The 13,445-nt window shown below is 70.2% G+C and carries 12 protein-coding genes; 11 read left to right on the plus strand and 1 reads right to left on the minus strand.

Features of this window, described 5'->3' with window-relative positions:
• The first annotated feature begins 100 nt into the window (after positions 1-100).
• The 11 genes from ACWCPF_RS34240 to ACWCPF_RS34290 all read left to right on the plus strand — a co-directional run bounded on the left by ACWCPF_RS34240 (position 101) and on the right by ACWCPF_RS34290 (position 11,774).
• The gene (locus tag ACWCPF_RS34240; protein ID WP_451048995.1) at positions 101-1,369 is read left to right on the plus strand and encodes an MFS transporter; all 1,269 of its coding nucleotides are present in this window, start codon (positions 101-103) and stop codon (positions 1,367-1,369) included.
• Between the two features lie 9 nt (positions 1,370-1,378).
• Positions 1,379-2,740 (plus strand): Pup--protein ligase, encoded by a 1,362-nt coding sequence (gene pafA, locus ACWCPF_RS34245; protein ID WP_319335180.1) that lies wholly within the window; start codon positions 1,379-1,381, stop codon positions 2,738-2,740.
• A 126-nt stretch (positions 2,741-2,866) separates the two neighbouring features.
• Entirely contained in the window at positions 2,867-3,877 is a 1,011-nt protein-coding gene (locus ACWCPF_RS34250; protein WP_451048996.1) for an FKBP-type peptidyl-prolyl cis-trans isomerase, read from the plus strand.
• Positions 3,878-3,938: 61 nt separating this feature from the next.
• The gene (locus ACWCPF_RS34255; protein ID WP_451048997.1) at positions 3,939-4,310 is read left to right on the plus strand and encodes an FKBP-type peptidyl-prolyl cis-trans isomerase; all 372 of its coding nucleotides are present in this window, start codon (positions 3,939-3,941) and stop codon (positions 4,308-4,310) included.
• A 156-nt stretch (positions 4,311-4,466) separates the two neighbouring features.
• Positions 4,467-5,444, plus strand: coding sequence for a helix-turn-helix transcriptional regulator (locus ACWCPF_RS34260; protein WP_451048998.1), 978 nt, complete (start codon positions 4,467-4,469; stop codon positions 5,442-5,444).
• An 18-nt stretch (positions 5,445-5,462) separates the two neighbouring features.
• Positions 5,463-6,506, plus strand: a complete 1,044-nt coding sequence (locus ACWCPF_RS34265) for a helix-turn-helix transcriptional regulator (RefSeq protein WP_451048999.1) — start codon at positions 5,463-5,465, stop codon at positions 6,504-6,506.
• Positions 6,503-6,793 carry a hypothetical protein gene (locus ACWCPF_RS34270; protein WP_451049000.1) on the plus strand — a complete coding sequence of 97 codons (291 nt, stop codon included), beginning with the start codon at positions 6,503-6,505 and terminating at the stop codon, positions 6,791-6,793. The genes ACWCPF_RS34265 and ACWCPF_RS34270 overlap by 4 nt, the downstream gene beginning before the upstream one ends.
• Before the next feature lie 170 nt (positions 6,794-6,963).
• Entirely contained in the window at positions 6,964-7,158 is a 195-nt protein-coding gene (locus ACWCPF_RS34275; RefSeq protein ID WP_079663381.1) for a hypothetical protein, read from the plus strand.
• Between the two features lie 281 nt (positions 7,159-7,439).
• Positions 7,440-7,730: a Sec-independent protein translocase subunit TatA gene (gene tatA / locus ACWCPF_RS34280; RefSeq protein ID WP_351908119.1), complete on the plus strand. Its 291-nt coding sequence runs from the start codon at positions 7,440-7,442 to the stop codon at positions 7,728-7,730.
• 47 nt (positions 7,731-7,777) lie between these two features.
• Positions 7,778-8,737 (plus strand): twin-arginine translocase subunit TatC, encoded by a 960-nt coding sequence (gene tatC / locus ACWCPF_RS34285; RefSeq protein ID WP_451049001.1) that lies wholly within the window; start codon positions 7,778-7,780, stop codon positions 8,735-8,737.
• Between the two features lie 184 nt (positions 8,738-8,921).
• A complete protein-coding gene (locus ACWCPF_RS34290; protein WP_451049002.1) occupies positions 8,922-11,774 on the plus strand; it encodes a DEAD/DEAH box helicase in 2,853 nt (950 codons plus the stop codon).
• A 4-nt stretch (positions 11,775-11,778) separates the two neighbouring features.
• Here the strand turns inward: ACWCPF_RS34290 and atzF are convergent, their stop codons facing one another.
• Complete coding sequence (gene atzF, locus ACWCPF_RS34295) at positions 11,779-13,431, minus strand: allophanate hydrolase (RefSeq protein WP_451049003.1); 1,653 nt, start codon at positions 13,429-13,431, stop codon at positions 11,779-11,781.
• Between the last annotated feature and the right edge of the window lie 14 nt (positions 13,432-13,445).

Genomic DNA, 13,445 nt, shown 5'->3' on the forward strand with positions numbered 1-13,445 from the left:
CAGCGCACATGGTACGTATGACAAGAGACGTTATACGTAAAACTTCGAGGTGGCTCACTGTCACGGGCGAGCCGACGGCGGACGCGATGGAGGCGGGACATTGGCCGGGGGATACGCGGGATACCTGGAGATCCTGAGGGCGAAGCACGCCGCCAGGCTGCTGACCGGCACGCTGGTCGGCCGGTTGCCGAACGCCACGTCGGCGATCGCGATCGTGCTGTTCGTGCGGGCGGAGGGGGCTTCGTACAGCCTGGCGGGCGCGTTGGTGTCGGTCTACGGCGTGGCGAGTGCCGTGGGTCAGCCGGTGCTGGGGCGGCTGGTGGATCTGTACGGGCAGCCGCGGGTCCAGTTGCCGGCCGCGCTGGTGTCGGCGCTGGCGATGGGGTTCTTCGCGTTCGCGGGCACGGATCCGCTGCCGGTGGCGTATGCGGCGATGGTGGTCGGCGGGCTCTTCACGCCGCCGCTGGAGGGCGGTCTGCGGGCGTTGTGGCCGTCGGTGCTGCGTCGGGAGGACCAGGTGCCGACGGCGTACGCGATGGACGCGGTGGCGCAGGAGGTGATGTTCACGGTCGGGCCGCTGCTGGTGACGTTGTGCACGTCGTTGTGGTCGGAGCGGGCGGCGCTGCTGGTGCTGAACGGGGTGGGGGTGCTGGGGGCGCTGTCGGTGGTGGTGTCGGCGCCTTCGCGTGCGTGGCGGTCGGCTCCGCGCGAGGCGCACTGGCTGGGTGCGCTGCGTTCGCCGGGGTTGCTGGTGCTGCTGGGCGCGTTGCTGTTCGTGGGTGTCGCGATGGGGTCCATCACGGTGGCGGCGGTGCCGTACGCGGACGGCAACGGCGGTGATGCGGTGTACGGGTGGTTGATGGCGGCGCTGGGTCTGGGGGCGTTGGTCGGAGGTATGGCGTACGGGGCGCGGCGGTGGGCGGGTGCGCCGGAGCGGCGACTGCGGGTGCTGGTGGCGTTTTTGGCGGTGTGTTATCTGCCGTTGATGCTGATGCCGGGCGCGGTGGCCATGGTGGGGTTGGCGGCGTTGGCCGGTTTGTTCCTTGCGCCGGTGCTGGCCTGTGCGTTCGTCATCGTGGATCGGCATGCGCCGCGTGGGACGGTGACGGAGGCGTTCTCGTGGCTGGTGACGATGTTCACGGTGGGCGCGTCGGTGGGAACGGGTGTCGCGGGGCCGGTCGTGGAGGAGGGCGGGGCGTTGTGGGGGTTCGCGGTGTCGGGTGTCGCGGGGGCCGTGTCGTTGGTGGTTTTGCTGGCCGCGGGGCGGGTACTCGCAGTTCCGGCCGGGGGTGTGATGGTTGCGGCTTCATCGGAAAATGATCCAAACCGTGCTGCCGAACCCCGTTTCAGTTCAGGGGATCGGGCGTAATGTTCAGTCATGGACCGCCGCATTTTCGGGCTGGAGAACGAGTACGGCGTCACATGTACGTTCAGGGGACAGCGTCGGCTGTCTCCCGACGAAGTGGCGCGGTACCTCTTCCGCCGTGTCGTGTCATGGGGCCGAAGCAGCAATGTCTTTCTGCGGAACGGCGCCCGCCTCTATCTCGACGTGGGATCGCATCCGGAATACGCGACACCGGAATGTGACAACGTGACCGAGTTGGTCACCCACGACAAGGCCGGCGAGCGCATTCTCGAAGGACTCCTGGTGGACGCGGAGCGACGCCTGCACGAGGAAGGAATCGCGGGCGACGTCTACCTCTTCAAGAACAACACGGACTCGGCGGGCAACTCCTACGGTTGCCACGAGAACTATCTGGTGGCGCGGCACGGGGAGTTCTCCCGGCTCGCGGACATCCTGATCCCGTTCCTGGTGACCCGGCAGCTGCTGTGCGGCGCGGGCAAGGTGCTGCAGACGCCCCGTGGGGCGGTCTACTGCGTCAGTCAGCGGGCCGAGCACATCTGGGAGGGCGTCTCCTCGGCGACGACCCGCTCGCGGCCGATCATCAACACGCGGGACGAGCCGCATGCGGATGCCGAGCGGTATCGCCGGCTGCATGTCATCGTGGGCGACTCGAACATGTCCGAGACGACCATGCTGCTGAAGGTCGGTGCGACCGATCTGGTGCTGCGCATGATCGAGGCGGGCACGGTGATGCGGGATCTGACGCTGGAGAACCCGATCCGGGCGATCCGTGAGGTCAGTCATGACATCACGGGCCGGCGCAAGGTGCGGCTGGCCAGCGGCCGGGAGGCCTCGGCGCTGGAGGTGCAGCGCGAGTACTACGAGAAGGCCGTGGACTTCGTCGAGCGTCGTGGGATCCGCACCGGTACGGTCGATCAGGTCCTGGAGCTGTGGGGCCGCACGCTGGACTCGATCGAGGCGGAGGACCTCGACCGGATCGGCACCGAGATCGACTGGGTGATGAAGTACAAGCTCATCGAGCGGTACCGGGCCAAGCACAATATGACGATGTCGCATCCGCGGGTGGCGCAGATAGACCTCGCCTACCACGACATCCACCGGCGTCGTGGTCTGTACTACCTGCTGGAGCGCAAGGGGCAGGCGGCGCGGATCTGCAACGACTTGAAGATCTTCGAGGGCAAGTCGGTGCCGCCGCAGACGACTCGGGCGCGGTTGCGCGGTGACTTCATCCGGCGGGCGCAGGAGCAGCGCCGGGACTTCACGGTGGACTGGGTGCATCTGAAGCTCAATGACCAGGCACAGCGCACCGTGTTGTGCAAGGACCCGTTCCGGTCGGTGGACGACCGGGTGGAGAAGTTGATCGCCGGCATGTGAGGGTCGTGTTCCGCACGGGGTGCGGAACGCAACACGGGCACCGTACGTTTTCCGTACGGTGCCCGTGTCACGTCGTAGAGTTGCGCGCACTCCATCAGAAGATCGACCGATTACGAGGCTTTCATCGTGCGCCGACGCTCCCTCATTCTTGCCGCCGTCCCCGCGGGACTGGTCACTCTTTCCGCGTGCGGTGATGAAGATTCCGATTCGGGCAAGGTGAGCGACGGTGCGTCGCCGTCGGCCTCGGACACGTCCGCTTCCGCGGCGCCTGCGCCGAAGATCGTCGACGGTCCGTTGCCGGCGATCACCGCGGGGGTGAAGTTCGGTGAGAAGCCGACGGTCGCCAAGGGCACGGGTGAGCCTTCGGATCAGCTGGCGGTGAAGACGGTGATCGCGGGCGGCGGGAAGGTCGTCGCGGAGAACGACTACATCCAGGCCGACTACCTGGGGCAGATCTGGGCCAGTGCGAAGGTCCTGGACAATTCCTATGACCGTAAGGTTCCGCTGGTCACCCAGATTGCGCAGGGCACGACTCTCGACGGCTGGCGTTATGCGCTGACGGGGAGGAAGACCGGTAGCAGGGTGTTGTTCTCGGTGCCGCCGACCTGGGGTTTCGGCAAGGAGGGCAATTCGCAGGTGGGGGTGACGGGCACGGACACGCTGGTGTTCGTCTTCGACATCAAGGACACCTTCAACGCCAAGAGCTCCGCCGAGGGCGCGAAGGTGGCGCAGAGCGACGCGAAGCTGCCGAAGGTGGGCACGAACACGGACGGCAAGGCGCCTTCGATCGAGATTCCCAAGGCGGACCCGCCGACGAAGCTGGTGGCGAACTACGTCATCGAGGGCGACGGCACGGTGGTGGCGGCGGACGACAGTGTGCTGGTGCAGTACAAGGGCGTGGTGTGGGACACGGGCAAGGAGTTCGACTCGACGTACGAGCGCAGTCAGCTGACGTCGTTCTCGTTGCAGCAGGTCGTCAAGGGCTGGGCGCAGGGGTTGACGGGCAAGAAGGTGGGCAGTCGGGTCGTCATCGTCGTTCCGCCGTCGTTGGGTTACGGGGACAGCCCGCCGAGCGGCAGCGGTATCGAGAAGGACTCGACGATGGTGTTCTCGGTGGACATCCTCGCGAAGATGTGAGGCGTTGCGAGGTGTAAGACTGTCCGTGTTGCCTTTCCGTGAGACATGCAGGAGCAGTGACGTGAGCATCGACAAGCCCGAGATCGACTTCCCCGAAGGCGCGCCCCCGGCGGACCTCGAGATCAAGGACATCTGGGAGGGCGACGGCGAGATCGCGCAGGCCGGTCAGACCGTCTCCGTCCACTATGTGGGTGTCGCCTTCAGCACCGGTGAGGAGTTCGACGCCAGCTGGAACCGTGGGACGCCGTTCCGCTTCCCGCTCGGTGGCGGCCGGGTCATCAAGGGCTGGGACCAGGGTGTGCAGGGCATGAAGGTCGGCGGCCGTCGTCAGCTGACCATTCCGGCCCACCTCGCCTACGGCGACCAGAGCCCGACTCCGGCGATCAAGCCGGGCGAGACGCTGATCTTCGTGGTGGACCTGCTCGGGGTCTGATCCTCGTAGGAGCCGGTCCGTGCCGGTCGTCGTGCGACCGGTGTCGATCATCTGGGGCCCATGCCTGTCCGGGCGTGGGCCCTCGGCTTTTGTCCGGGCCCCGCGGGGCGGTACGGTCGACGATCGTAAGCACCATAGGGGAGGCGAAGGGCGTCGATGGCCATTGCCAAGGCCGAGCGGCTGATGAACCTGGCGCTGTGTCTGCTCGGGACGCGGCGGCCGCTCAGCAAGCGCGAGCTGCGCGATTCCATCGAGGCGTACGTCGAGACCTTCAGGCCGGGGAGCGGTGGGGCGGGGTCGGACGACTCGTTCAACCGGATGTTCGAGCGGGACAAGGACGATCTGCGGGAGCTGGGCCTGGTCATCGAGACCGTGGAGAGCCTGGACGGGGAGATCGGCTATCTGGCCCGCCGGGACAGCAACCGGCTGCCGGCGATCACGCTGGACGCCGAGGAGGCCGCGGCGCTGGGGCTGGCCGCCAAGGTGTGGCAGCAGGCCCGGCTGGCGGGCGCGGCGAGCGGCGCTCTGCAGAAGCTGCGCGCGGCGGGGCTGCCCGAGGACGTCGACCCGTACGAGGCGCATGGTGCGCTGGAGCCGCGGATCCCGGTGCACGAGGCGGCTTTCGAACCGCTGATGCTGGCCTGTCGCGACCGGCGGCCCGTGGTGTTCGACTATCGCAAGGCCACGGCCGCGCGTCCGGAGCCCCGGCATGTCGAGCCGTGGGCGCTGGAGTGCTGGCGGGGCCACTGGTATCTGGCGGGCTTCGACCGGGACCGGGGCGCCGAGCGGGTCTTCCGGCTGTCGCGGATCACCGGTCGGGTGCGTTCGCGCGGGGCGGCTTTCACCGTGCCGGTGCCGGATGTCGTCACCGTGCGGGAGACGGTCGCGAGCTGGGCGGGGGAGACCGCGGACCGCAGTGCGCTGATCCGGCTGCGGGCGGGCGCCGGGTACCCCTTGCGGGCGAAGGCCGGCTCGGTGCGGGAACTCGGTGACGGCTGGGACGAGTTGGAGATTCCGTACGGCCATGGGCTGGACGCCTGGCTGGTGGAGTTCGGGCCGGACGTGGTGGTCCTGGAGCCCGCTGAGCTGCGGGCGGACGTCGTGGACCGGCTGCGGGCCGTGGCCAAGGGCTGAGGGGGAGCGAGCAACACAGTGGCAGGCAAACCGGTCAGGCCGGCGAACGCGATCGACCAGACCCGGCGGATGCTCTCCCTGGTGACGTATCTCAGGGAGCGCCCCGGCGCGCGCATCGAGGACGTGGCGCGCGCGTTCGGCATCACGGAGGACGAGCTGGTCTCGGATCTCGACGTGCTGCCGATGTGCGGGACGAGTTTCCGTGGCGGTGATCTCCTCGACATCGACACCGACGGGGAGCGCATCTGGTGGCACAACCCGGCCGCGCTGGGTGCGGAGGCCGCCGAGCCGCTGCGGCTGGCGGCCGACGAGGCGACGGCGCTGCTGGTGGCGGCGCGGGCCGTGGCCACGCTGCCCGGTCTGCGGGAGGGGGACCGGCAGGCGCTGCTGCGGGCGACGGCGAAGGTGGAGGCCGCGGCCGGTGAGGCGGCGGGGGCGAGCGCGCGGCTGTCGGTGACGTTCGAGTCCGAGGGCGGGGTCTTCGCGGACGTGGACCGGGCGATCTCGGAGCGGCGCCGGCTGTGGATCCGCTACTACTCGCCGGCTCGGGACGAGGTCACCGAGCGCGAGATCGACCCCATCCGGCTGGTCAGCGTCGGGCACACGTATGTGGAGGCCTGGTGCCGCCGCTCGGAGGCGCGCCGCACGTTCCGGCTGGACCGGGTCGCCGAGATCAAGATCCTCGACGAGCCGTCGGCGCCGCCCGAGGTCGAGCTGCGGGATCTGTCGGAGGGGCTGGTGCAGCCGGCCGCGGAGGATCCGGAGGTCGTGGTCGAGGTCGATCCGGGCGGGCGCTGGGTCGCCGAGTACTACCCGCACGACAGCGCCGATGAGCTTCCGGACGGCGGACTGCGTATTACTCTGCGCACGCCCGAACCGGCGTCGCTGCGGCGGTTGGCGTTGCGGCTCGGCCGGGACGGCCGGATCGTCTCGCCGCCGGAGCTCGCCGACAGTGCCCGCAGGGCCGCCCGCGAGGCGCTGGCGGCGTACGACGACGCACCGGCGGTGCGGCGGGGGGCGGGCGACGACAGTCGGGTCGAGGGGCGGGAGCAGGAGCTTTGAGCGAGTCGGTGACGTCTGGTGTGCGGGACATCTCGGTGGCTTCCGCGTTCGCGGGCATGCGCAGCGTGGCTCCGGTCCGGTTCAGAGCCGGCTGCCCGGACTGCCGGGGGCACTTCGAGCTCGGCGCGGGCGCGCTGATGCTGGCCATCGGCGCCTCCAGCCGCACCACGTTCTACTCCTTCACCTGTCCCGGCTGCGGGGCGGCGGTGCGCAAGCCGGCGGGTGAGCGGATCGTCGAGCTGCTCACCGACGGCGGCGTACGCACCTTGCGGCTGCACAGTCCGTAGCGGGGTCTGAGCGGGTCGGGGGAAGTCGGCTGCGGTTCGGCAGCGCCCTGAAGGGGCGCGGGGCGCTGACATATGCGGCTCCGCCGCGCGGGCACGACCAGCCACGACGGCGCCGCAGCGAAACGACGGCGCGTGGCGGCACTTCCAGCGGAGCGCTTAGGCTCGCCCCCATGTTCTGGCCGATGTTCGCGGTTGCCGTGGGTTTTGTGGGTCTTGCCGTTCTCGCGGTGTTCGCCGTGCGGGTTTTTCTGGAGGCGCAGCGGCTGGGGCGGCAGGTCGCGGAGTCCGCGCGCCGCATCGACCGGGCGGCTCAGGATCTGGAGCGGGCGGCCGTGAGCGCGGCCCGGGCTGTGGACACTCTGTGACAGGTGCTGTGGCGAGCTTCGCGGCGCGCTGTGGTGGTCCTGTGAGTCGAGCGGCTCATGCGGTTTGGGCCACTTCGCCCTCCCGCGCAGGTGGCGGGGACAGGTACGCTGCTGACGCGGCTCGGAGAACGAGGCCCGGACCGCTGACCGGGAGTACGCACGGGGATTGCCTGACGTTAACCCCTGAGCGTTACGATCGCTGCCAGCACGATCCTTCGGACACATGTCCGACCGATCGGACAGCACCCCACCCAGCCGCCTCGGTGAGAAGGTAAAGACTTATGTTCGGAAGGCTCGGAGCTCCCGAGATCATTCTCATCCTCGTCGTCATCATCCTGCTGTTCGGCGCGAAGAAGCTTCCGGACATGGCCCGCTCGCTCGGCAAGTCCGCGCGCATCCTCAAGAGCGAGGCCAAGGCGATGAAGGACGAGGGCAGCAACAACGCGGCCACTCCGGCCGGCCCGCCCACCCCCGGCGAGCAGCCGCCGGCTCAGCGCACCATCCAGGCCGCCCCCGGCGACGTGACCAGCGCCCGCCCGGTCACCGAGCCGACGGACACGACCAAGCGCTGACCCAGGGCCGGTGACCTCCGGCCCGCCGCTCGAGATGGGAACGTGGGTTGCTGAAGTCTGCCCGCAAGCAGGAGAAGGACCCCGAGGGGCGGATGCCCCTCGCGGATCATCTTCGTGAGCTCCGCAACCGGCTCGCGAAGGCGATGCTGGCCATCGTCCTCGTGACGGTCGTAGCCGCCTTCTTCTACAACGACATCATCAACTTCCTCACCAAGCCGATCCTCGACTCGGTCGGCTGTGGGAAGACTTTCGAAGAGATCGCGAGCCAGCTGAACTCGGGTGACGCCACCAACAAGTGCGCGAGCATCACGATCAACGGTCTCCTCGCGCCCTTCACGCTGGCCCTTCAGGTCTCCCTGATGGCCGGCATCGTGTTCGCCTCGCCGGTCTGGCTCTACCAGTTGTGGGCCTTCATCGCGCCGGGCCTGCACAACCACGAGCGCAAGTACGCCTACGCGTTCGTCGGCGTCGGCGTCCCGCTGTTCCTGGGCGGCGGCTACTTCGCCTACGCCGTGCTGCCGACCACCGCGAAGGTGCTGATCGACTTCACCCCGGGCGGAGTCAGCAACCTCCTGCCGCTCGACGACCTGCTGCAGCTCGTCACGCGCATGGTCATCGTCTTCGGCCTCTCCTTCGAGCTGCCGCTGCTGCTGGTCATGCTCAACCTGACCGGCATGGTCACCGGCAGGCGCATGCTCGGCTGGTGGCGGGCCATGATCATCGGCATCACGGTGTTCGCCGCCGTGGCCACGCCCAGCACGGACCCCATCTCGATGCTGGCGCTCGCCGGACCGATCTGGATCCTGTACTTCGGCGCGACCGGCTTCTCCCTGGTGAACGACCGTCGCCGTCGCCGCCGCGACGCCCGGGGCCCGGCCGACGACGAGGCCTCCGAGCTGGACCTCACTCCCGAGGACGTCGGCGAGGTCGAGGCCGTCTCCGCCAGCCGCACGCTGCCGGAGCAGACCAGCACGGACCGCGTCAACGGCTACGACGACGTGACCTGACGATCGTCGCCGAGGCCGCGGGCGTCGTTCCGCAGGCCATGATCTCGACCGCGCCCCGGGGCGAGCCGAAAGGCACTCCCCGGGGCGCGGTGCGTGTCACGGGGCCGTGCGGAGGGTGCCCCGCGTGCCCCGTGTGCGCCCGTGAGCTGGGCGTACCCAGGTTTTGTGGCAGGAGATCCGGATAATGATCGTCCTGTTGTCAGTGCGGCCCGGTACGCTCGAAAGCACGATGACAGAGGACCTCTCACCGGCCGAGCGGTACGCGGCAGCCCGTAAGCGTGCTGTCGAGCAGGCCACCGCGCTCGCGTCCTTCCGCGAGATGTACGACTTCGGTCTCGACGCCTTCCAGATCGAGGCCTGCCAGGCGCTCGAGGCGGGCAAGGGCGTCCTGGTGGCCGCCCCCACCGGCTCGGGCAAGACGATCGTCGGCGAGTTCGCCGTCCACCTCGCCCTCCAGCAGGGCAAGAAGTGCTTCTACACGACACCCATCAAGGCGCTGTCGAACCAGAAGTACTCCGACCTGTGCCGCCGCTACGGAGCTGACAAGGTGGGCCTGCTCACCGGCGACAACAGCGTCAACTCCGACGCCCCGGTGGTCGTGATGACCACCGAGGTGCTGCGGAACATGCTGTACGCCGGCTCGCAGACGCTCCTGGGCCTCGGGTACGTGGTGATGGACGAGGTGCACTACCTCTCCGACCGTTTCCGGGGCGCCGTGTGGGAAGAGGTGATCATCCACCTCCCCGAGTCGGTCACCCTGGTCTCGCTGTCCGCGACCGTGTCCAACGCCGAGGAGTTCGGCGACTGGCTGGACACCGTGCGCGGGCACACCGAGGTGATCGTCTCCGAGCACCGGCCCGTGCCGCTGTTCCAGCACGTGCTCGCCGGACGGCGGATGTACGACCTGTTCGAGGAGGGCGAGGGCAACCGCAGAGCCGTCAACCCCGACCTCGCCCGGCTGGCCCGGATGGAGGCCAGCAGGCCCTCCTACCAGGACCGCAGACGCGGCCGCAACATGCGCGAGGCCGACCGCGAGCGCGAGCGCAGACAGCGCTCGCGGGTGTGGACGCCGGGGCGGCCGGAGGTCATCGAGCGGCTCGACGCCGAAGGGCTGCTGCCCGCCATCACGTTCATCTTCAGCCGCGCCGCCTGCGAGGCCGCCGTCCAGCAGTGCCTGTACGCCGGGCTGCGGCTGAACGACGAGGAGGCGCGGGCCGAAGTCCGGGCCCTCGTCGAGGAGCGCACCGCCGCCATCCCCGACGAGGACCTGCACGTCCTCGGCTACTACGAGTGGCTGGAGGGCCTGGAGCGGGGCATCGCCGCCCACCACGCGGGCATGCTGCCGACCTTCAAGGAGGTCGTCGAGGAACTGTTCGTGCGCGGGCTGGTCAAGGCCGTCTTCGCGACGGAGACCCTCGCGCTCGGCATCAACATGCCCGCCCGGTCCGTGGTCCTGGAGAAGCTCGTCAAGTGGAACGGCGAGCAGCACGCCGACATCACCCCCGGCGAGTACACCCAGCTCACCGGGCGCGCGGGCCGGCGCGGCATCGACGTCGAGGGGCACGCCGTCGTGCTGTGGCAGCGCGCCATGAGCCCCGACCACCTCGCCGGGCTCGCGGGCACCCGCACCTACCCGCTGCGCTCCAGCTTCAAGCCGTCGTACAACATGGCGGTCAACCTCGTCGAACAGTTCGGGCGGCACCGCTCGCGCGAACTGCTGGAGACGTCGTTCGCGCAGTTCCAGGCCGACCGGTCGGTGGTCGGGATCTCCCGGCAGGTGCAGCGCAACGAGGAGGGCCTGGAAGGCTACAAGGCCTCCATGACCTGCCACCTCGGTGACTTCGACGAGTACGCGCAGCTGCGCCGCGACCTCAAGGACCGCGAGACCGAGCTGGCCAAGCAGGGCGCGGCCCAGCGGCGCGCCGAGGCCGCCGTCGCGCTGGAGAAGCTCAAGCCCGGTGACGTCATCCATGTGCCCACCGGCAAGTACGCCGGCCTGGCGCTGGTGCTCGACCCCGGTCTGCCCGCGGGCCGCGCCAACGGGCACCGCGGCTTCGACCAGCACGACGGGCCGCGTCCGCTCGTCCTCACCGCCGAGCGCCAGGTCAAGCGACTGGCCTCGATGGACTTCCCGGTGCCGGTCGAGGCGTTGGAGCGGATGCGGATCCCGAAGACGTTCAACCCGCGCTCCCCGCAGTCCCGCCGGGACCTCGCCTCCGCGCTGCGCACCAAGGCCGGGCACATCCCGCCGGAGCGGGCCCGCAAGCAGCGCGCCCAGGCCGCGGACGACCGGGAGATCGCCCGGCTGCGGACGGCCATCCGCGCGCACCCCTGCCACGGCTGCACCGACCGCGAGGACCACGCCCGCTGGGCCGAGCGCTACCACCGGCTGGCGCGCGACACCTCGCAGCTGGAGCGCCGGATCGAGGGGCGCACGAACACGATCGCCCGCACCTTCGACCGGATCGTCGCACTCCTCACCGAGCTGGACTATCTGCGCGGCAACGAGGTCACCGAACACGGCAAGCGGCTCGCCCGTCTCTACGGCGAGCTCGACCTGCTCGCGAGCGAATGCCTGCGCGCGGGCGTCTGGGAGGGGCTCGCCCCCGCCGAACTCGCCGCCTGCGTCTCGGCGTTGGTCTACGAAGCGCGGGTCGGCGACGACGCGATGGCGCCGAAGCTGCCCTCGGGCAAGGCGAAGGCCGCGCTCGGCGAGATGGTCCGGATCTGGGGGCGGCTGGACGCCCTGGAGGAGGACTTCCGGATCAGCCAGACCGAGGGCGTCGGGCAGCGCGAGCCCGATCTCGGCTTCGCCTGGTCCGCGTACATGTGGGCCTCGGGGAAGGGGCTGGACGAAGTCCTCCGGGAGGCGGAGATGCCGGCCGGGGACTTCGTACGGTGGTGCAAGCAGGTCATCGACGTGCTGGGGCAGATCTCCGCGGCGTCCGCCGCGGAGGGTTCCACCGTGGCGAAGAACGCGCGCAAAGCTGTTGACCAGTTGCTGCGGGGAGTGGTCGCCTACTCGTCCGTGGGGTAGGTCCCTAAGGCCTGTCCAGATACGAGCGCCAGCCTCCGTACCGGGTGATGTCCTCGGCCTCCGTCAGTGCGCCCGGTTCGCACAGGAAGCCGGGGACGGCGGTGCCGTCCCGTAGTTGCACGCTGCCCAGGGTCATCGGGCGGGGCAGTGCGGTCAGCAGGCGGCCCAGGCCCTCTGCCGGGAGGCGCCAGATCTCCGTCTCGATTTCCGCGCCGCCCTCTCCCACGTGCACCAGACCCGGCTTCGGCGGGGTCGTGTGCAGGGCGTGCAGGCGGTAGAGCGGGGCCGTCGTGGTCGTGCGGTCCAAGGTCGCGCCCAGGGACAGGAGTTGGGGGTTCAGGGGCTGGCCGGTCAGATGGGCGCCCACCACGGCCAGCCGGGCCTGCGGTTGCAGCAGGGGCGCGATCTTCGCCAGTCGTTCGTCGGTGTGGGCCGGGCCGATCAGCATCACGCCGAAGGGCAGGCCGTTCACCTCGCCGGCCGGGACGGCGACCGCCGCCAGGTCGAAGAGGTTCGTGGAGTTGGTGAAGCGGCCCAGACGGGCGTTGGCGCCCAGCGGATCGGCGGCGACCTCGGCGAGGGTGGGATGACCGGGGGCGGTGGGCAGCAGCAGGGCGTCCGCGTCGGCCAGTTCGGACAGTGCGCGGGTGCGCAGGGCCGTCAGGCGCTCGGTGTCCGTGTAGAGCCGGTGGGCCGGAATGTCCCGGGCCCGGGTGATGATGCCGGCGACGGTCGGGTCCAGGCCCTCCCCGCCCTGCGCCAGCAACGTGTCGACAAAGCTCCCCACCGCCGTGTAGCGCTCGGCGACGAACGCGCCCTCGTAGAGCATCGCGGCGGCCTCGGTGAAGGGGCTCAGGTCGAGGGTGCGGATCTCGGCCCCCGCCGACGCGAGCCGGCGCACCGCCGCCTCGTAGGCCTCGGGCCAGCCCTCGTCCAGCTCGCCGAGCTGGTCGAGGGGCGCGACCGCGATGCGCCACGGGCCGGGGGCCCGGCCCATGGCGGCGGACGGCGCGGTCGTGCCGCTCGTCATATGGGCCAGGGCCTGTTCCGCCTCGGGCAGGGTGCGGGCGAACACCGTCACGCAGTCCAGCGACGCGCAGGCCGGGACGACCCCCTCGGTGGGCACCAGGCCGCGCGTGGGCTTGAGGCCGACGATGCCGTTGAAGGCGGCCGGGACCCGACCCGAGCCCGCCGTGTCCGTGCCGAGGGCGAGGTCGACGATGCCCAGGGCCACCGCGACGGCCGAGCCGGAGCTGGAGCCGCCGCTGATCCGCGCCGGGTCGTGGGCGTTGCGGACCGCGCCGTGCGGTGAGCGGGTGCCCACCAGGCCGGTCGCGAACTGGTCCAGGTTCGTCGTGCCCAGAAGCAGGGCGCCCGCCGCGCGCAGCCCGGCGACCACCGGGGCGTCGGCCGCGGGGCGGTAGGCGTACGCCGGGCAGCCCGCGGTGGTGGGCAGGCCCGCCACGTCGATGTTGCCCTTGGCGGCGAACAGCCGGCCGGCCAGGGGAAGGTGCTCGCCCCGCGCCACGCGGGCGTCGAGCGAGCGGGCCTCCGCCTCGACGTCGTCCCGCGGGCGCAGGTCGATCCAGATCTCCGGGCGGTCGACCGCTTCGATGCGGGCGTAGGCGGCGCGGACTCGGGAGAGCGTGCTGGACATCGCGTGGTTCCTCG

The organism is Streptomyces sp. NPDC001858 (assembly GCF_053594615.1).

What these genes read in the sequence shown, in the direction of transcription:
- pafA (WP_319335180.1), top strand. Translation starts at nt 1,379, where the DNA reads ATGGACCGCCGCATTTTCGGGCTGGAGAACGAGTACGGCGTCACATGT.
- ACWCPF_RS34260 (WP_451048998.1), top strand. Translation starts at nt 4,467, where the DNA reads ATGGCCATTGCCAAGGCCGAGCGGCTGATGAACCTGGCGCTGTGTCTG.
- ACWCPF_RS34275 (WP_079663381.1), top strand. Translation starts at nt 6,964, where the DNA reads ATGTTCTGGCCGATGTTCGCGGTTGCCGTGGGTTTTGTGGGTCTTGCC.
- tatA (WP_351908119.1), top strand. Translation starts at nt 7,440, where the DNA reads ATGTTCGGAAGGCTCGGAGCTCCCGAGATCATTCTCATCCTCGTCGTC.
- ACWCPF_RS34290 (WP_451049002.1), top strand. Translation starts at nt 8,922, where the DNA reads ATGATCGTCCTGTTGTCAGTGCGGCCCGGTACGCTCGAAAGCACGATG.
- atzF (WP_451049003.1), bottom strand. Translation starts at nt 13,431, where the DNA reads ATGTCCAGCACGCTCTCCCGAGTCCGCGCCGCCTACGCCCGCATCGAA.